The organism is Streptomyces sp. NRRL F-6492, assembly GCF_001280125.1.
GTDB lineage: Bacteria > Actinomycetota > Actinomycetes > Streptomycetales > Streptomycetaceae > Streptomyces.
In genome coordinates this window covers 1-17,760 of the sequence record NZ_LGEG01000258.1, presented here as the reverse complement: position 1 = coordinate 17,760, position 17,760 = coordinate 1, and the positions used below count along the sequence as shown (strand labels likewise).

The following is a 17,760-nucleotide window of genomic DNA, read 5'->3' as shown; positions in this document are numbered from 1 at the left end:
CACCTCGCTGTGCACATGGCCGAAAGAAGGATGTCCTCACCGGAGCACTTCGAGTACGAGATCGGAAAGCAGGTGTGGGGTGCGGGCGATGGGGCAGGCGGCCGGTGAGCGAACGGCTCCCGTACGGGTCGTCACCTGCGGCCCCCTTCCCCGCAGGTGACGACGACGGACCCTCCGCTCGTACCCGACGGGTCCGTCCACGGCCGGCGCACCGGAGGGGCCGCGCCAGAGCGGCCCACCGGCGCGAACGGCGCTGTGCCGTTGGACGGAGATCGGCGGCGCGGCCGTTATGGCGCCCCGGCAACCGGTCATGACTACGGAGTCCCCTGCCCTTGACCACGGAGAGACGATGTCCCCCGAGAACCCCCTCAAAGCAGCCGTCGACAAGCTGACCGAACCCTTCCGGGAGAACGGCCCCGCCGAGGGCGTCCCCGGAGCTCCCTCTTCGCGGCCCGTGACGGTCGAGGAGCCCACCGAGCCGCACGGACCGCTGCCGCCGAAGCCGGACCAGACCGGCCCGGAGACGGTCAGCCCCACCGGCCAGCCGACCGGCGCGGAGCAGGCACGGGTCGCGCAGAGCGGCTCCTACCTGACCACCGCGCAGGGCACCCGCCTGTACGACAGCGACCACTCGCTCAAGGCGGGCCCCCGCGGGCCGGTCCTGCTCCAGGACCACCACCTGCGCGAGAAGATCATGCACTTCGACCACGAGCGGATCCCGGAGCGCGTGGTCCACGCGCGCGGTGCCGGCGCGCACGGCGTCTTCCAGTCGTACGGCACGGCGGCGGGCGTGACGAAGGCGGCCTTCCTCGCCGCCGACGCCGAGACCCCGGTCTTCGTCCGCTTCTCGACCGTGCTCGGTTCGCGCGGCTCGGCCGACACGGTCCGGGACACCCGGGGCTTCGCGACGAAGTTCTACACCGAGGAGGGCGTCTTCGACCTGGTCGGGAACAACATCCCGGTCTTCTTCATCCAGGACGCCATCAAGTTCCCCGACGTCATCCACGCGGGCAAGCCCCACCCGGACCGGGAGATCCCGCAGGCCCAGAGCGCCCACGACACCTTCTGGGACTTCGTCTCCCTGCACACCGAGGCGCAGCACCACACCATCTGGAACATGTCCGACCGGGGCATCCCCCGCTCCCTCCGGACGATGGAGGGCTTCGGCGTCCACACCTTCCGGCTGGTCAACGCCGAGGGCGCCACGACACTGGTCAAGTTCCACTGGAAGCCCAAGCTGGGCGTGCACTCCCAGGTCTGGGAAGAGGCGCAGATCGCGTGCGGCATGGACCCCGACTTCCACCGCCGGGACCTGGCCGACGCCATCGAGTCGGGCGCGTACCCGCAGTGGGAGCTGGGCATCCAGACCTTCCCTGACACCCCGGAGCAGACCTTCGAGGGCATCGACCTGCTGGATGCGACGAAGATCGTCCCCGAGGAGCTCGCCCCGGTCCGGCCGATCGGACTGCTCACCCTCAACCGCAACCCGTCCAACTACTTCGCCGAGACCGAGCAGGTCGCCTTCCACGTCGGCCACCTGGTCCCCGGCATCGACGTCACCGACGACCCGCTGCTCGCCGGACGCCTCTTCTCCTACCTGGACACCCAGATCACCCGCCTGGCCGGGCCCAACTTCAACCAGATCCCGATCAACCGGCCGCACGCCCCCGTCAACGACATGCTCCGCGACGGCTTCCACCAGCAGGCCGTGCACACCGGCGTCGCGCCCTACAAGCCGAACTCCCTGGACGGCGGCTGCCCGTTCTTCGCCGGAGCGGACACCGGAGCCTTCGTCGAGGTGCCCGTCGAACTCCCGGCCGCGCGCAAGGTCCGCGAGGCGCCCTCCTCCTTCGCCGACCACTTCAGCCAGGCACGCCTGTTCTGGCTGAGCATGACCCCGGTCGAACGCGAGCACATCGTCGCCGCGTACACCTTCGAGCTCGGCAAGTGCTACGAGCAGGCCATCAAGGAACGCCAGCTCCTCGCCCTGGCCAACATCGACTCCGAGCTGTGCGCCCAGGTCGCCGCGGGACTCGGCCTGCCCGCCCCCGAGGCGACCCAGCCCCCGGTGGACGTGCGGCCCAGCCCCGCGCTCTCGCAGGTCGGCGGGGAATGGCCTTCCGACGGACGGGTCGTCGGCATCGTCACCGACGGATCCACCGACGCCGACGGCGTACGCGCCCTCCGGCAGGCGGTGCTCGACGCGGGCATGGTCCCGCTGGTCGTCGCGCCCGCGGGCGGGAAGCTCGGCGACGGCACCGACGCGATCACCGTCCAGCGCACCTTCGCCACCACGCGCTCGGTCGAGTTCGACGCCCTCGTCCTCGTCGGCACCCCCGCGCCGGGCGCCGACGCCCGGGGAGCCCGCGACGCCAAGGCCGGAGAGCCGGGCCGGGGCGGCGTCGTCGACCCGCGCCTCGCGCTGCTGGTCTCCGAGGCCTTCCGGCACGCCAAGGCCATCGGCGGCTGGGCGGGCGCGGAGACCGTCCTGGAGGCGGCCTCGGTACCCACCGGCGCCCCGGGCGTGGTCCTCGCGGACAGCGGCGAGGCGGTCCTGTCTGGCCTGACCCCGCTCCTGGCCAAGCACCGCGTCTGGGACCGCTTCCCCGCCGCGCTCTGACCTCCCCCCGTCCGCGCCGCGCGTGTGCCCGCCGTACCGAACGGCGGGCACACGTGTGTGCGGGCGGGTGTCGCGGCGCCGGGGCTCGACCAGCGGCGCGAGACGGAGCTGTTCCGGTACGAGGCCCGTCAACGGCCTTCCTAAAGAGGCCCGTTGTCGTCATACGGGTCTCGTTGTCGTCATGCGGGCAGGGAAGCATCGATCCGTGTGGGCGAGTTGGGGTGACTTGTCCCTTCACTTTTTAAGAAACCTTGTTGAGAAAGTCATAGCTCTGTGAAGGCCCGTTGATTTGCACTCGTCAATCAGTCAGGGTTTCGAGCGAGCCGCCGGAGAGTTTCCTTCCGGTGGCCCAACCCCCCACAAATCCTGACGAGGAGAGCCCTCTTTCATGGCAACTCACAAGCGTGCCCGCAAGTTCAGGATCATCGCCGTCACGACCGCGATCGCCGCGGCGGCCGGAGTGACCGTCGCCACCGGCCCGTTCGCCGGTGCGGCCCCCACCCCCGCCGAGGGAACCGTCTACGGCCTCGGCGCGGAGAACGCCGTGGCGGGCAGCTACGTCGTGCTGCTCGACGAGACGACCGACAAGGCCGGCAAGACCGAGCTGGCGAAGGAGTACGGCGGCACGCTGCGCCGCAGCTACGACTCCCGCGTCAACGGATTCTCCGTCAAGGACCTCACCGAGACCGAGGCCAAGCGCCTCGCCGCCGACCCGGCCGTCGCGAAGGTGGTCCAGAACCGCACCTTCACCATCAACGAGACCCAGGAGAACCCGCCCTCCTGGGGCCTGGACCGGGTCGACCAGGCGGACACCGCGGGCGACCGGAAGTACACCTACCCCGACGCCGGGGGCGAGGGCGTCACCGCGTACGTCATCGACACCGGCGTCCGCGTCGGCCACGGCGACTTCGGCGGTCGCGCCTCCGACGGCTTCGACGCCATCGACAACGACAACACCGCCCAGGACGGCAACGGCCACGGCACCCACGTCGCCGGCACCATCGCCGGAACCGCCCACGGCGTCGCCAAGAAGGCGAAGATCGTGGCCGTCCGCGTCCTCGACGACAACGGCTCCGGCACCACCGAGCAGGTCATCGCCGGCATCGACTGGGTCACCGAGAACCACCAGGGCCCGTCCGTCGCCAACATGAGCCTCGGCGGCAGCGCGGACCCGGCCCTCGACGAAGCGGTCAAGAAGGCCATAGCCTCCGGCGTCACCTTCGGCGTCGCCGCCGGCAACGAGTCCTCCGACGCCGGCCAGGGCTCCCCGTCCCGCGTGGCCGAGGCGATCACCGTCGCCTCCTCCACCAAGGACGACCAGCAGTCCAGCTTCTCCAACTTCGGCGCCGTCGTCGACGTCTACGCCCCCGGCTCGGACATCACCTCCGCCTGGAACGACAGCGACACCGGAACCAAGACCATCTCCGGTACGTCCATGGCCACCCCGCACGTCGTCGGCGCCGCCGCCGTCTACCTCGCCGGCCACCCCGACGCCACTCCGGCCCAGGTCGCCGAGGCGCTGGTCGGCGGCGCGAGCGCCGACAAGATCGGCAACGCCTCTCCCGGCACCGCCAACAAGCTCCTGAAGATCGTGGAGTAACCACGACCGACCGACGACGGCCCGCCGCGCCCTCTCCCAGGAGGGCGCGGCGGGCCCGTTCGGTTCCGGAGGTCCGGGTGTCGGCGGGGGATCAGCGTCCACGCCGCCCCCGGCCGACGGGCTCCTCCTCCTCGTCCTCTTCTCCGTCCTCCTCCTCGTCCTCGTCCTCTTCTCCGTCCTCCTCCTCGTCCTCGTCCTCTTCTCCGTCCTCCTCCTCGTCCTCCTCGTCGTATTCCTCGCCGGGCTCGGCGTCCTCGTCCTCCTCGTCCTCGTACTCCTCCTCGTCCCCTTCCCCGGACTCGTCCTCCCCGTCCTCCTCCTCGGGCTTCCCTTCCTCTTCCTCCTCGTCGAGCCCGTCCTCTTCCTGGCCCTCTTCCTGGCCCTCTTCCTGTTCCTCCTCCATGGCCTCCTCGTGCGTGCGGACCACCTCACCGTCGCGGATCTCGCCGCGCCAGCCCTCCGGCTCGTCGTCGGTGAGGGTCACGTGACGACGGAAGTGCTTCAGGTCGAGACGGAGCCGACGCCCCTGGGCGCGCCAGACGTTGCCCGTCTTCTCGAAGAAACCGGAGGGGTAGTACTCGACGGTGATCAGGACCCGGGTGAGCGACGGGCCCAGCTCGTGGAAGCTGACGCAGCCCCGGGTCGACCCCTTGGCGCCATCCGAGGTCCAGATGATGTGGTCGTCCGGCACCTGCTCCTGGACCGTCGCCTTCCAACTGCGCGTGGAGGGACCCACCTTGACCTTCCAGTCGCTGGAGGTCTCGTCGCCCTGGGAGACGTTGCGCACGCCCTTCGTGAAGCCGCTGAAGTCCTCGTACTGGGCCCAGTGGTCGTACACCCTCCGGAGCGGAGCGCCCACGTCGATCGTCTCGACGATGCTGGTGATCTTCTGGCTGCCGCTCTTGCGTTTGCCCTTCCCCTTACCGAACAGGTTCGACGCGGCATCGGTGACCTTGTCCTTCAGGCCGCTGATGCCGTGGCCCATCATCGCCTTGACGGGGGAGTCCCCCTGAAGCATGCGCCCGCCGATGTCCGCGATGCTGCCGCCGTTGTCGGCCACGTTCTGGAGCTGTCCGGTGACGTCCCCGAGCTTGTCCGTGGCCTTCTCGGCCAGTTGACCGGTCTGGGCGGAGAGGAAGCCGCCGAGTTCGCCGAGCAGCCGGTCCATCCCGGATCCCGACTCCTTGGACTGGGTGCGGTCTTCGGGTGCCATGGCCTACCTCCGCGTCGACGGCTTGCGTGCGGCCGTCTTCTTCGAGGCGGTCTTCTTCGCCGCCGGCTTGCGTGCCGTGGTCTTCTTGGCCGCGGTCTTCCCGGGCGCGGTCTTCTTCGCCGTCGCCTTGCGCGGCGTCGTCTTCTTGGCGGGAGCGCTCTTCTTCGCGGGGGCACTCTTCCCGGCGGAAGCGGTCTTCTTCGCGGGGGTGCTCTTCTTCGCGGCCGGCTTCTTCGCCGCCGCCTTCTTGGCGGGCGCGGCCGCACCGCGTGACCGGGACGACGGACGTGAGGACCGGCGCGGCTGTGGCTTCTCCGGCTCGGCCTCGTCCTCCTCGTCCTCCTCGCCCTCCTCGTCCTCCTCTGGTTCTTCCTCCCCTTCCCCTTCCCCCTCCTCTTCCTCCCCTTCCTCCCCTTCCTCTTCCGGTTCCTCTTCCTCTTCCTCCTCCCATGCGTCCTCTTCGTTGTCGTACTGCTCGGGCTCCGACTCGTCGTCCTCGTAGTCCTCCTGCTCGTCCTCCTGTTCGTCCCCTTGTTCGTCCTCGTCCTCGTAACTCCCTTCCTCTTCCTCCTCGTTGTCCTCGTCACCGCCGCTGCCGAGCGCCAGTGTCCGTTCGTGGAGCGAGTCGGCGAGGTCGGTGAGCTTGCGGTTGGCCGCGGCCTTGAGTGCCTGGCGGCCGGCGTTCAGGGCCTCGCCCTTCAGCTGGTCACCCATCTCCGCGACCTGGGGTATCTCCTTGAGCTTGCTCAGGCCCTCCGTCATGAGCTGCCGAGGTTCGAGGCCGAAACGTCGCCCCGCCAGGTAGGTCGCCGCGGTGAACGCGAGACGCCCCTTCTTCGTCCGTCCCAGTACGTAGCCCCCGGCCACCGCGGCCGCCAAGGCGATCTTGGACGTGTCATCCATGACCTCTGTCCCTTCACCGGGCGTCTGAGGCCCCGCCGCCGCCTCGTACGAAACCTCCGTACCGGGCCGTACCTCCGCGCATATGCCTGTGAAGGACGCCCCGTTCGGGCGTGGGGAGCGGGCCTGCTCTCCCGGACATGGCATTTGTCCCTATATCGTGAAATTCTAGCTCTAACTGGCTGTACGTCTTCTGGAAGTGCCACATGGCCTCAGCAGATTCGGATCGCCCTCGGCGGGCCACCCCGCGTGCCGAAGACGAACGGCGGGAGCGCGCCCCCACCCGGCGGAAACCCGCGCCGCGCAAGGCGAAAGGCGTCGACGCGGGCTCGGCGATGAGCTCGGCCGCCGAACAACTGGCGAAGCTGCTCGGCAGAGCGCCCGAATCGGTCTCCTCGCTGAAACCCACCGATTCGGGGTGGGAGGCGCAGGTGGAGGTGCTGGAGCTGGAGCGCATCCCCGACACGACCAGCGTGCTGGCCAGTTACAAGGTCTCACTCGACGAGGAAGGCGCGTTGATCTCCTTCGAACGCACCCGCCGCTACAGCCGCGGGATGATCGATCGGCCGTTCTGAGAACGGTTCGGCCGTGAAGGGAGGCGCCATGACGATGGTGCCGCAGGGCGGCGGCAGCGCCGTAGGCAGGGGCGGAGGCTCCTCGGGCACCCTCTACGACGTCCTGGAGCTCATCCTGGACCGGGGGCTGGTCATCGACGTCTTCGTCCGCGTCTCGCTGGTGGGCATCGAGATCCTCAAGATCGACGCCCGGATCGTGGTGGCCAGTGTGGACACTTATCTGCGCTTCGCCGAGGCCTGCAACAGGCTCGACCTCGAATCCGGCCGCAAGGCTCCGGCACAGCTTCCCGAGGTCGTCGGCGGCATGATGGAGGGCGGGGCCCACGGCAAGTCCAAAGGGGCGCTCAGCGGGGCGGTCGACGCCGTCACCGAGTCCCTGACCGGGAAGTCCCGTGACGACGAGGAGCCGGACGAGGAGGAGGAAGCGGAGGAGGAGCCCGCTCCCCGACGCAAGCGGCCCCCCGCCCGACGCGCGCCGCGCCGGGAGAAGGAGTGACCGATGGCCCTCTACGTCTACGCGATCACGGGAAAGGACCACCCCCTCGCCGTCGAGGACGTCACCGGCGTCGGCGCCGAGCCGTCCCCGGTGCGCGCCCTCGCGTCCGGACCGCTGTACGCCGTGGTCAGCGACGTCTCCGAGGAGATCCGGCCCAAGCGGCGCGACCTGCTGATCCACCAGGAGGTGCAGGAACGCCTCATGGAGGGCGGCCCCGTCCTGCCCCTCCAGTTCGGTTACACCGCCGATGACGAGGCGACGGTCGAACAGGCGCTCCGCGAGAACGCCGACGGCTACCTCGCCAACCTGGACCGGCTCGACGGCTGCGCCGAGTACCACGTGAGGGCCTCCCAGAACGAGGAGGAGCTCCTGCGGCAGATCCTGCGGGAGACCCCCGAGACCCGGGAGCTCAACGAAAGGATCCGCGCCGGGGACCCGGACCCCCAGCTTCCACTGACCCTCGGCCGGATGGTCGCCGCACAGGTGGAGGAACGGCAGGACGCGCTCGCGGCCGGACTGGCCGACGCGCTCGTCCCGTACGCCAGGGAGCACAACGTCCGGCCGGCGTCCGGCGACGACTTCCTCAACCTCTCGCTGCTGATCTCCGACGACCGGAAGGAGGAGTTCCTCTCGGCGCATTCGGGTCTCGTGCGGCAGCTCGGGGACGGGGTGGAGTTCCGGCTGAGCGGTCCCCTGCCTCCGTACAGCTTCGTCCAGTAGCAGGAGCAGGAGGAACAGCAGCAGGAGCAGAAACAGGAGCAGGGACGGACAAGGAAGGAGATCCGGAGGATGGGACTGCTGACGCAGCTGCTCACGCTTCCCGTCGCCCCGGTGCGCGGTGCCGCCTGGATCGCCCGGAGGGTCGTGGAGGAGGCCGAGGAGGAGTACTACGACCCGGCCCCCGTCTGGCGGGAGCTCAAGGAGCTGGAGAGCCGGCTCGTACGGGGAGAGATCGATCAGGAGACCTTCGACCGGCGCGAGGACGAGCTGCTCGACCGGCTGGACGAGATCGACGCCTACCGGCGGGGGCTGCCGTGACCCGGAATCGAGGCCGCCGTGTCTGACCCCCTGCCCGACCGGTTCGGATCCGTCCCCTCCCGGGCGGCGCCTTCGCCGTACGGCCCGAGTTCCTCCGCCAACCTCGCGGACATCCTGGAGCGGGTGCTCGACAAGGGCATCGTCATCGCCGGGGACATCCGCATCAACCTGCTCGACATCGAACTGCTGACGATCAAGCTGCGCATCCTGGTCGCCTCCGTGGACAAGGCGAAGGAGATGGGCATCGACTGGTGGGAGCACGACCCCTCGCTCTCCTCGAAGCACACCGGTGGCCCGCTGGCCGAGGAGAACCGCAGGCTCCGCGCGGAGCTGGAGGCGCTGCGGCGCGAGAGGCTCGTGACCGGGGAGGTCGTCGAGGACGCGGAAGACGCGGAAGACGCGGAGGACGTGGAAGAGCTGGAAGAGCCGGAAGAGCCGGAAGAAGAAGCGCCTCCCGGCCGGGGAACGAGGGCGAGGCCACCACGGAAGCGCAGTAGATGAACGGCCACGGAGACCTCACCTACGTGTACGCCGCGGCTCCGGACACGCCGGAGGTACGCGCGTCCCTCAAGGATCTCCGAGGGGTGTCGGGTGCTCCCGTGTCCCTCCTGGGCGAACCCGACCTCGAATCCGGAGCCGTATCCGAATCCGATCCCGATACCGGACCCGCACGTCCGTTCCCGTCGACCCCCGTCGCGTTCGTCGTCAGCCGGGTCGCGCCGGACGAGTTCGACGAGCGGACGCTGAAGGCCCGTTTCGAGGACCTGGAATGGCTGGAGGGCGTCGCCCGGGCCCACCACGAGGTCGTCCAGACCGTCGCCCGCCACGGCACCGTCCTCCCGCTGCGCCTGGCGACCGTCTACCAGAACGACGACCGCGCCCGCCGCGCCCTCGCCGCCCAGCGCGGGGCCTTCGCCGAACGGATCGCCCTCCTCCGCGACCGGAGCGAGTTCGGCGTCAAGCTGTACCTCAGCCCCACCGGCTCCTCGGATCCCCACGAGAACACCGCCGCTGACACCTCCCTCACCCCCGGCAAGGCCTATCTGCGAAGCCGCCGGGCCCAGCACAGCGCCCAGGAGGTCCGCTACCGGCACGCCCAGGAGGCCGCCGACCGCGTCGAGGCCCTGGCCTCCCGTTTCACCACGCACCGGGTGCGCCACCCCGCCCAGCACGGCGCCCTGGCGGGCCCGGAGGAGAACGTCCTCAACGACGCCTATCTCGTCCCGTACGACCGCGCCGAGGAGTTCCGCGCGGCGCTCACCGAGGCGGTGGAGGGCCTCGACGGCGTACGCGTCGAGGTGACCGGGCCGTGGGCCCCCTACTCCTTCGCCACACCGTCACCGCCGCCCGCACCCGAAGCCGCCGGGGAGGGGCGTGCGCCATGACCGTCTCCCGGCCCACCGAGTCGCTGCCCGGCCGGCAGGTCGCCCTGGTCGACCTGCTCGACAGGCTGCTCAGCGGGGGAGTGGTCCTCTCCGGCGACATCGTGCTGTCGATCGCGGACATCGACCTCGTCCGCGTCTCCCTCCGCGCCCTGATCGTGTCCGTGGACTCGGAGTCGGACCCGCTGGCACCGATGAACCGGGAGCGGGCGTGAACGAGCCGGACCCGGCGCCGGGGGAGCGGAGAACCCCTTCCGAGCCGTCCCCGGGGGCGTCCCCGCCCCTGGACCGGGCGGGCAGCGCCCTGAACGACGCCTTCCGCCTCCTCCAGGCCCCGCCCACCCCGGCCGACGAACCTCCGCGCCCCGCGCGCCGGCTCCGGACCGACCACGAGTCGGTCGAGGAGGACCTCCTGAAACTGGTCCTCACCGTCGTGGAACTGCTGCGCCAGCTCATCGAGCGACAGGCGCTGCGGCGCGTCGACGCGGGCGACCTCACCGACGACCAGGAGGAGGAACTGGGCGCCACCCTGATGGCCCTGCACGACGCCCTGTCCGACCTCTGCGCCGAACACGGCTACACGCTCCAGGACCTCAACCTCGACCTCGGCCCGCTCGGCCCCCTGCTGCCACCGGCGGACTGAGCACCACGACTCCGGCCCGCGCCGTCAGGAGGAGCCGGTGAGGCCCGCCAGGTCGAGGGCCCTGGCCACGGCGGGCAGGTCGAGCGGCGCGTCGTCGTGGCGGGCGGGCCGCAACCGTCCGAGGAGGAACTCCGGCCGCAGCCGGTGCGCCTCCGCGTCGGCCAGGAAACCCGCCGTGCCCACTCCGTCGCCGTCCGGGTCGTCGACGCGGTCCGACAGCTCTCCCAGCACCTGCTCCCGGTCGACGAACCCGCTCATGCCGCAGTCCAGACCGTCGTCCCGGAGGTCGTCGGGATACGGCGCGCGGGCCCAGGCCCCGTCCTCGTACCAGTAGACGCAGCCCAGCTCGTACCCCTCGATCCGGTCGCGCAGCTCGTCGTACGGCAGCCAGTCCGGCCCGCCCGCCAGCATGTCGATCGGCGTCCTGTGCCACTTCACCCCGCTCGACTCGTCCTCGCCGTAGAGCACGAAGCGGCCCTCGCCCAGCCGGGACATGGTCCACCAGGTGCAGCCGGAGTCGTCGTGGTGGAGTCCCTCGGCGTCGACCCAGAGCCCCGTGCGGTAGCCGCTCGCGCGCTGCTCCTCCGCAGTGGTCGCCCCGATCGCCGCGAGCAGTGCCCAGCGGCCCCACAGCGCCTCGCCCGGCGGAAGGTCCTCCGGAAGTCCCGGCCGGTGGATGGTCATGCGTGCCCCCGTGAACCCTCGCCCCGATGATGATCACGTCAACAGTACGACCCTTCCGCGACGTGGCTCCGCCCCCTCAGCCCCGCGAGGGGCCGTCCCGCTCCGGGGCGGGACGGCCCGCCCCGGCGAAGATCCAGCGGTTGGCCTCCAGGGCGTCGTCCGGTTCCGGGAGCGGGCCCCGGCCGTGGAGCGCGGTGAAGTCGTACGGACGGTGCACGGCCACCCGCCAGCCACGGGCGGCGAGGAACCCGGCCGAGTCGGGACGCGGCCCCGCGGCGAAAAGCCGCGGCAGGTCGATGCCGATCCGCTCGCGCGCCGTCGTGTACACAGGGCCGCTCCGTACCCGCCCCGACTCGGCGGTCACCTCCTTGATCTCGTACGCCAGCGTGCTGCCGGCGGCGCTGAGCCGGTCCACGTCGTCGATCAGCCGCCGTTCCGCCTCGGCGGGGAGGTAGAGCAGCAGGCCCTCGGCGAGCCAGGCGGTAGGGGCGGACGGGTCGAAGCCGGAACCGAGTAGGGCTCCCGTCCAGTCGTCCCGGAGGTCGGCGGCGCACGGGCGGCGTCCGGCGACGGGCTCGGCCGCGATGCCGTCGAGCACCGACTGCTTGAAACCCAGCACGTCGGCCGAGTCGATCTCGTGGACGACGGTCCCGGCGGGCCAGTCGAGCCGGAAGGCCCGGGAGTCGAGCCCCGCGCCCAGCAGCACCACCTGGCGCACGCCCGACCGGGCGGACGCCAGCAGGTGATCGTCCAGGACGCGGGTCCTCAGCCCGAAGTACCGGCCGAGCCTGCCCCACAGCGGGTCCGAGGCACCGCCGGGGACCTCGTCGGGATGGAGCGGCCAGTCGGCGGCGTCCGGCGCCGCCCGGACGAAGGCGGCGGCGAACGGATCGCGGGCGAGGGCGTCGGGGCGGCGGGTCTCGACGGCGCGGGCGGCGGCCACCAGCAGGGCGGTGCGTCCCACGCCCGCCGTCACCCCCGGGGACCGACCGGCTGCGGTGCGCACTTCTCCCCCTCTTCCTGCTGCCGGGGCTCCGCCCCGGGGACGGCCCACGCGGACGGGTCGTCCGAGGCGGGGGTACGGGCGCCGTAGAGGGCGCGCATGAACGCGAGGACCTCCTCGTACGGCAGGTGCAGGGACGTGGTGCAGTCCGCCAGGACGGTGACGTGGAAGCCCTTCTGGAACGCGGTGCGGGCGGTGGAGTCCACGCACACGTCCGCGAACAGGCCCGCGAACACCAGGTGCTCGACGCCCCTGGCGTGCAGGTGCTCCTCGAAGCCCGCCGTGAGGAAGGCGTCGAAGCGGGCCGGCTTGGTGAAGACGGCCTCGCCGGCGGCGGGCAGGGCGCGGTGGAACTCCGCGCCCCAGGTGCCCTCCAGACACTTCGGCGGCCTGCCGCGGGCCAGGTCCCGCAGCCGCCAGCTCGCCCCCTGGTGGGAGGGGTCGCCGGTGAACCGGACGAACACCACCTCCACGCCCCGGCGCCGGGCCTCCCCGACCGCTCCGATGGTCGAGGAGACGACGGCGTCCAAGGCCGCGGGATCGCCGGGGAACCGGGCCCTGGCCAGGGGACTCGCGCAGAAGTCGTTCTGCAGGTCCACCACGACCAGGGCCGTGCGCACCGGCGCGGTCACGGGCCGCCCACCAGGGCCGCGTCGCGCGGGGCGGCGTCCGGTCCGGAGACGTCGAGCGCGTCGAGCAGGGCGTCGACCACGTCGCCCGTGGAGTGCCGGCCACCGAGGTCGGGGGTGCGCACGCCCCGCTCGTCGAGGACCGCGAGGGCGGTCTCCACGGCCGCCACGGCACCGGGACACCCGGCGTGGTGCTCGGCGACGAGAGCGGCGGCCCGGACGGTGGCGACCGGGTTGACCAGGTCCCGGCCCGCCAGGTCGTCGGCGGATCCGTGCACGGTCTGGTACTCCACCAGGCCCCGCAGCGCCGGATCGAGGCAGACGTTCTCCGTGCAGCGGTTCTCCTGCCGGTCGGAGCCGTACCGGTCGAGGAGCATGACGTGCATGATGTCGGCCCACTCGTTCCCGGCGATCAGCAGGGTGCGGTCGGGCAGCCCGTGGGCGAGCAGGTTGCGGTTGACCGTGTCCGGCTGGAACACCTCGATCCGCACTCCGAACCGCTCGGACAGGTCGGCCACCCACGCGTCGAACGCCCCGTCGAGCAGGTGGAACTTGTACGCCATGACGATCCGGCCGATCCGCCCGTCGGGCCAGGCGCGCCGGGCCCGCTCCAGGGCGTGCTCGACGACCGCGCCGGTGATCTCACGGCTGAAGGCCAGGGTGCGGGTGACCTCACCCGCGGTGTGCGTGTTCTCGCCGGTGTAGAAGCCCTGGGCCTGGTCCCGGACCAGCAGCAGCGACCGTCCGTCGGCCGACAGCAGGTCGACCTTCACGGCGCGCAGCCGGCGCCGGACGAGATACAGCGACTGGGCGTTGATCGCGGTGCGGAAGACCGCCGTGGTGCCGCGTCCGGCCAGGTCCCGGCACCACGCCTCGTAGTGCTCGGCGTCCTCGGCGGTCAGCCGCTGCACGGCGGCGACGTCATGGCCCCGGCGGAGCGAGACGTAGGAATGGTAGAGGCGCGGCGAGCGCACGACGTCCACGCCCCCACCGCCCGCGCCCTCCGGACGGCCGGAGGCGAGGGCGCTCAGCACGCGCTCGAAGACGTCCGCCAGCTCCGGGCCCGTGCCGTGGCCCACGGCCAGGCCGATCACGGGCCGGACGCCGCCTAACGGGGAGGCGCCCACGGCCTCCCGCACGGTCCCCCCGCTCATCGGGCGGCGCCGGGGACGAGACGGTCACCGGCGATGCCGGACTTCTCCGGGCGGTAGTAGTCCCGGATCCCGGCCGCCCAGGTGGCCACCGGGACGCGGTCGCCGTCCACCGGGCCGAAGGCCTCGAACAGCGCCTCGATGTTGGGCCGGTCGAAGCCGATGGCGGTCATGAGGGCGAGGAAGTCGGGGCGGGTGACGAAGCCGTCGCCGCGCACGTCGCCCATCGCGGAGAGCGCCTCGGCGAACTCGTCGACGGCGGCGTCGAACCGCTGCGGGTCGAGCACGACGGCGGTGAACTCCTCGGGGCTGACCCGCCCGTCGCCGTCGGCGTCCAGTTCGGACAGGAGCGTGTCCCCGTACCGGCGGAAGGCGCCGAGGAGCCTGATGCCGGCCTTCTCGTCGGCCGTCGGCAGCGCCGCGACGGTCCGCTTCCCCATCAGCTCGAAGTCGGCCGGCTCCAGGAAGCCGTTGCCGTCGGCGTCGAAGAGCGAGAACACGAGCCGCACACGGTCGGTGGCCTCGGTGGTGGGCATGAGGATGCACCCGGCTTTCGGTGAGGAGGACGCCGGGACACGTGCCCGGCCGTTGATCCACTATCGAGGCGCCGGGAGGCTTTCGGTGTACAGAACCGGGCTTTCGTACACGATCGGGGGCAATTCGCCGGGCGGCGCATGGCACACCGGAAAGCTGGAAATCGGAGGCGGATTTTCAACGGCGACCGGTGGCCGGCCGTCACCGGAGGTGGTGCCCGTTCCGGCCGGATGGGCCGGAACGGGCGTGAGGAACGGGCCGGAGGAAACAGGCCGGGAAGGACGGTCAGTCGCGGTCGACTTCCTGACGGACGATCCGGCGCTCGGTCGTGGAGACCTCGTACGTCGTCTTGTCCCAGTTGCCGGTGTCGACCACGTCCACCGACCAGGCGGCGTCGTCCAGTTCCACGGCCGTGACGGTGCCCTTGTTGTCCTGGGTGGCCGTCTGGACCGCCTGCTCCGGCGTGACGGTGGCCCGCTTCAACCGGTCGGCCAGCTCCTGCTTGTCCTCGGCGTCCTGGTCCGCGTCCGGCTTGTCGCTGATGACCTTGCCGCTGACGCCGTCGACCCAGACGTCATGGAGGGTGCCGTCCGACGTGGCGACGCCCGTGTGCCACGCGGGCGTCCGCGCGCCCGCCGACGGGCTCGCGCCGGCGGACGGGGAAGCGGAGGCGGTGGCCGTGGCGCTGCCGCTCGCGGTGGCGTTCGGCGGCGCCCAGGTCAGCTCGGTCTCGACCAGCTTGCCCTGGGGGACGGCGGCCACGGCGGCCTGCATGGCCTTGTCCCAGGTGACCTTCGTGGCCGGGACGATCCGCTGGCGTTCGGCCTGGTCGTCGGTGAGCCGCGGCGAGGCGGACGCCGAGGGGGAGGGGGAAACGGACGCCGACGGGTCGGCGGTGCCGGCCGTCTGGGTCGGCGCGATCCGGGCGGACGTGGTGGTGGTCTCCTTCTGCTCGGAGCCGCAGGCGGCGAGCAGAAGGGCGCAGGACGCGGCGAGGCAGGCGATGGCCGGGCCGCGCAGTCGATGTCGCAGAGAGGTACTCATGCGCCTATTCCTGACCCGGGCCCTCCGCTCCCTGACGCACCGGACCGCGCAACCACCCGATCGCGGTCCTCCTCCGGTCCGGACGGGGGAAACCGCTCCGGCCCCCCGCCCGGACGCCGCCTCACCGGTCGGACGACGAGTCGTCCTCGTTGTCGTCCCCGTTCGTGTAGCGGAACCGCGCCCACAGCGGAAGGAGGAACCAGCAGACCAGGTACCAGGCCAAGACCCCGGACACCAGCCACGGCACGTATCCGTCGTGCGTGGCCACGCGCATGATCAGGAAGAGCGCCGAGATCAGCGTCGCGAGGAGCAGGACCAGGCCGAGGAACGTGAGCCGGGACGCCCAGACGACCGCCTGGGGCTTGATGCGGCGCCCCGACACGATGCGGTGGAAGGCCACGGGCCCGATGAGGGCGCCGGTCGCCAGCGAACCGAGCACGACGGTGACGATGTAGATCGTCTTGTCGATCTGTTCCAAGCCCTGGAAATGTGGTGTGAACACCACGGTGAGCAGGAAGCCCAGGAGGATCTGGACGCCGGTCTGGGCGACCCTGATCTCCTGGATGAGTTCGGTCCAGCGCCGGTCCGCGCGCTCTTCGGGCGACTCGTGTCTTCTGGTCCGCCGGTCACTGTCGGGTATCGCATCCTCAGCCATGGCGTCCTCTTTCCCGCAGGTCGGCATCCCATCCGCCCGGAGTTTTCCTTTCCTGGAGTGCGGTGCCGTCCCACCTCCCGGCCCGGTGACAAGCTCCTCGCGGCGGGCCGGGACCGGGAGGACGCATCCGTACGCACGCGCGCGTGAGGAGTGCGATCACCGGAGGGCCTGCGTAGCCTGGGAGCCACCCCGGAGGCACCCGGGGGAGGACGGGCCGCTCCACGCCGCCGCAAGTACGCCGGAGAAGAGCCGCGGAGGTCGTGTGTCGACGTACGAGGATCCCCTGGGCGATCTGCTGGCCCGCTCCCACCTGCGGTCCGTACGGGAGCTCGCGGGCCTCGTCCAGGACGCGGGCCGCCGCATGGGACTCCGGGGGACGGCCATGTACGTCACCGACCTCCAGCAGATCCGGCTGATCCCGCTGCCCCAACCGGACGCCACCGACCGGCCGACGCTCGACGTCGACACCTCCCTGGCGGGCCTGGCCTACCGCACGCAGCAGGTGCAGCGGTCGAGGGACCGTGCCACCGCCTGGCTGCCGATGATCGACGGGGTCGAACGCGTCGGCGTCCTGATGGTGACGGCGTCCGCCCTGGACGACGCCCTGCTCGGACGCGTCCAGACGCTCGCCGGGGCCGCCGCCCTGCTCATGGTGTCGAAGTCCTCCCACAGCGACCTGCTGGTCGAGACGGAACGGGCGAGGGCGATGACGGTGCAGGCCGAACTCCTGTGGGCCTTCCTGCCGCCGCGGACCATCGGCACGTCGGAGGTCACCTCCTCGGCGGTCCTCGAACCCGCTTACGACATCGGCGGCGACACCTTCGACCACACCCTGGACGACGGTGGCCTGCACCTGACCGTCATCGACTCCATGGGCCACGACCTCGCCTCCGGCGGAGCCAGCGCGGCCGGGCTCGCCGCCTGCCGGGCGGCCCGCCGGTCCGGCGGTTCGCTGACCGACATCGTCACCTCGATCGACCGGATCCTGGACACCTGGTTCACCGACCGCCTCATGACCGCGGTCGTCGCCCATCTCGACACCTCCGACGGACGGCTGACCTGGATCAACTGCGGGCACCCGCCGCCCCTGCTGATCCGTCACGGAAGGATCCTCCCGCACGTCCTCGACCGGGAGCCCGACCTGCCGCTCGGCTGGGGCTTCCTCAGGGAGACGCCGCCCACCGAGCACACCGCGCGCCTCCAGCCCGGCGACCGGATCCTCCTCTACAGCGACGGCGTCACCGAGGCACGCTCGCCCGGAGGCGACTTCTACGGCGAGGAGCGGCTGGCCGACACCGTCATCCGTGCCACGGCGGCCGGCGCCCCCGCCCCCGAGGCGCTCCGGCGCCTGGTCCAGGGCCTGCGGCAGCACCAGGGCCACAAGCTGCGCGACGACGCCACCATCCTGCTCACCGAGTGGCACCCGAGCGGACGCGGCGGAGGACCACGGCCGGGTCCCGGGGCGGGTGACCGCGGAGAAGCGGCCGGCCCCGGAGGGAGGGCGACCGCGGAAACGCGACCGCTCCCGGAGGACGAGTGATCGCTTCGGACGCGGGTAGGCGCGGGTTCGACAGCGAGACCGCGTCGAACCGT

Annotated in this window: 20 protein-coding genes; 11 read left to right on the top strand and 9 right to left on the bottom strand. The window is 71.5% G+C overall.

All coding sequences use genetic code 11. The annotated features are described in order from the left end of the window. Positions 1-349: 349 nt before the first annotated feature. Both ADL08_RS29955 and ADL08_RS29950 read left to right on the top strand, forming a co-directional pair. Entirely contained in the window at positions 350-2,620 is a 2,271-nt protein-coding gene (locus ADL08_RS29955) for a catalase (protein WP_053648509.1), read from the top strand. Positions 2,621-3,008: 388 nt separating this feature from the next. Beyond that, positions 3,009-4,220, top strand: coding sequence for a S8 family peptidase (locus tag ADL08_RS29950; RefSeq protein ID WP_053648507.1), 1,212 nt, complete (start codon positions 3,009-3,011; stop codon positions 4,218-4,220). 91 nt (positions 4,221-4,311) lie between these two features. Here the strand turns inward: ADL08_RS29950 and ADL08_RS29945 are convergent, their stop codons facing one another. Then, a complete protein-coding gene (locus ADL08_RS29945) occupies positions 4,312-5,433 on the bottom strand; it encodes an SRPBCC family protein (protein WP_053648505.1) in 1,122 nt (373 codons plus the stop codon). A 3-nt stretch (positions 5,434-5,436) separates the two neighbouring features. Continuing rightward, the gene (locus tag ADL08_RS37385) at positions 5,437-6,336 is read right to left on the bottom strand and encodes a histone protein (RefSeq protein ID WP_053648503.1); all 900 of its coding nucleotides are present in this window, start codon (positions 6,334-6,336) and stop codon (positions 5,437-5,439) included. Between the two features lie 203 nt (positions 6,337-6,539). Here ADL08_RS37385 and ADL08_RS29935 point away from each other — a divergent pair, with 203 nt between their 5' ends. The 8 genes from ADL08_RS29935 to ADL08_RS29900 all read left to right on the top strand — a co-directional run bounded on the left by ADL08_RS29935 (position 6,540) and on the right by ADL08_RS29900 (position 10,467). Then, positions 6,540-6,908: a gas vesicle protein gene (locus ADL08_RS29935; RefSeq protein WP_053648501.1), complete on the top strand. Its 369-nt coding sequence runs from the start codon at positions 6,540-6,542 to the stop codon at positions 6,906-6,908. Positions 6,909-6,936: 28 nt separating this feature from the next. Then, positions 6,937-7,404, top strand: coding sequence for a gas vesicle structural protein GvpA (locus ADL08_RS29930; RefSeq protein WP_053648499.1), 468 nt, complete (start codon positions 6,937-6,939; stop codon positions 7,402-7,404). A 3-nt stretch (positions 7,405-7,407) separates the two neighbouring features. After that, positions 7,408-8,124, top strand: coding sequence for a GvpL/GvpF family gas vesicle protein (locus ADL08_RS29925; protein WP_053648497.1), 717 nt, complete (start codon positions 7,408-7,410; stop codon positions 8,122-8,124). Positions 8,125-8,193: 69 nt separating this feature from the next. Then, positions 8,194-8,442 (top strand): gas vesicle protein GvpG, encoded by a 249-nt coding sequence (locus ADL08_RS29920; protein WP_053648495.1) that lies wholly within the window; start codon positions 8,194-8,196, stop codon positions 8,440-8,442. 18 nt (positions 8,443-8,460) lie between these two features. Beyond that, positions 8,461-8,943 (top strand): gas vesicle protein, encoded by a 483-nt coding sequence (locus tag ADL08_RS29915; RefSeq protein ID WP_053648493.1) that lies wholly within the window; start codon positions 8,461-8,463, stop codon positions 8,941-8,943. Further along, positions 8,940-9,827, top strand: a complete 888-nt coding sequence (locus ADL08_RS29910; protein ID WP_053648490.1) for a GvpL/GvpF family gas vesicle protein — start codon at positions 8,940-8,942, stop codon at positions 9,825-9,827. Before ADL08_RS29915 ends, ADL08_RS29910 begins: the two co-directional genes overlap by 4 nt. Next, positions 9,824-10,039 (top strand): gas vesicle protein, encoded by a 216-nt coding sequence (locus ADL08_RS29905; protein ID WP_053648488.1) that lies wholly within the window; start codon positions 9,824-9,826, stop codon positions 10,037-10,039. The genes ADL08_RS29910 and ADL08_RS29905 overlap by 4 nt, the downstream gene beginning before the upstream one ends. Then, positions 10,036-10,467: a gas vesicle protein K gene (locus tag ADL08_RS29900; protein WP_078968513.1), complete on the top strand. Its 432-nt coding sequence runs from the start codon at positions 10,036-10,038 to the stop codon at positions 10,465-10,467. The genes ADL08_RS29905 and ADL08_RS29900 overlap by 4 nt, the downstream gene beginning before the upstream one ends. Positions 10,468-10,491: 24 nt before the next feature. Here the strand turns inward: ADL08_RS29900 and ADL08_RS29895 are convergent, their stop codons facing one another. From ADL08_RS29895 to ADL08_RS29865, 7 genes are all read right to left on the bottom strand, one after another. Beyond that, on the bottom strand, positions 10,492-11,151 hold the full coding sequence (locus tag ADL08_RS29895; RefSeq protein WP_053648486.1) for a hypothetical protein: 660 nt from the start codon (positions 11,149-11,151) through the stop codon (positions 10,492-10,494). Between the two features lie 76 nt (positions 11,152-11,227). After that, the gene (locus ADL08_RS29890; RefSeq protein ID WP_234352314.1) at positions 11,228-12,115 is read right to left on the bottom strand and encodes an SAM-dependent methyltransferase; all 888 of its coding nucleotides are present in this window, start codon (positions 12,113-12,115) and stop codon (positions 11,228-11,230) included. Between the two features lie 8 nt (positions 12,116-12,123). Continuing rightward, on the bottom strand, positions 12,124-12,786 hold the full coding sequence (locus tag ADL08_RS29885) for a cysteine hydrolase family protein (RefSeq protein ID WP_053648482.1): 663 nt from the start codon (positions 12,784-12,786) through the stop codon (positions 12,124-12,126). Further along, positions 12,783-13,937: an isocitrate/isopropylmalate family dehydrogenase gene (locus ADL08_RS29880; RefSeq protein WP_053648480.1), complete on the bottom strand. Its 1,155-nt coding sequence runs from the start codon at positions 13,935-13,937 to the stop codon at positions 12,783-12,785. The genes ADL08_RS29885 and ADL08_RS29880 overlap by 4 nt, the downstream gene beginning before the upstream one ends. After that, the gene (locus ADL08_RS29875; RefSeq protein WP_053648478.1) at positions 13,934-14,470 is read right to left on the bottom strand and encodes an EF-hand domain-containing protein; all 537 of its coding nucleotides are present in this window, start codon (positions 14,468-14,470) and stop codon (positions 13,934-13,936) included. Before ADL08_RS29875 ends, ADL08_RS29880 begins: the two co-directional genes overlap by 4 nt. Before the next feature lie 283 nt (positions 14,471-14,753). After that, positions 14,754-15,512 carry a PepSY domain-containing protein gene (locus ADL08_RS29870; RefSeq protein ID WP_053648477.1) on the bottom strand — a complete coding sequence of 253 codons (759 nt, stop codon included), beginning with the start codon at positions 15,510-15,512 and terminating at the stop codon, positions 14,754-14,756. Between the two features lie 121 nt (positions 15,513-15,633). Then, on the bottom strand, positions 15,634-16,167 hold the full coding sequence (locus ADL08_RS29865; RefSeq protein ID WP_107092140.1) for a DUF6328 family protein: 534 nt from the start codon (positions 16,165-16,167) through the stop codon (positions 15,634-15,636). Positions 16,168-16,429: 262 nt separating this feature from the next. Here ADL08_RS29865 and ADL08_RS29860 point away from each other — a divergent pair, with 262 nt between their 5' ends. After that, positions 16,430-17,707, top strand: a complete 1,278-nt coding sequence (locus ADL08_RS29860; RefSeq protein ID WP_063885382.1) for a PP2C family protein-serine/threonine phosphatase — start codon at positions 16,430-16,432, stop codon at positions 17,705-17,707. Positions 17,708-17,760: the final 53 nt, after the last annotated feature.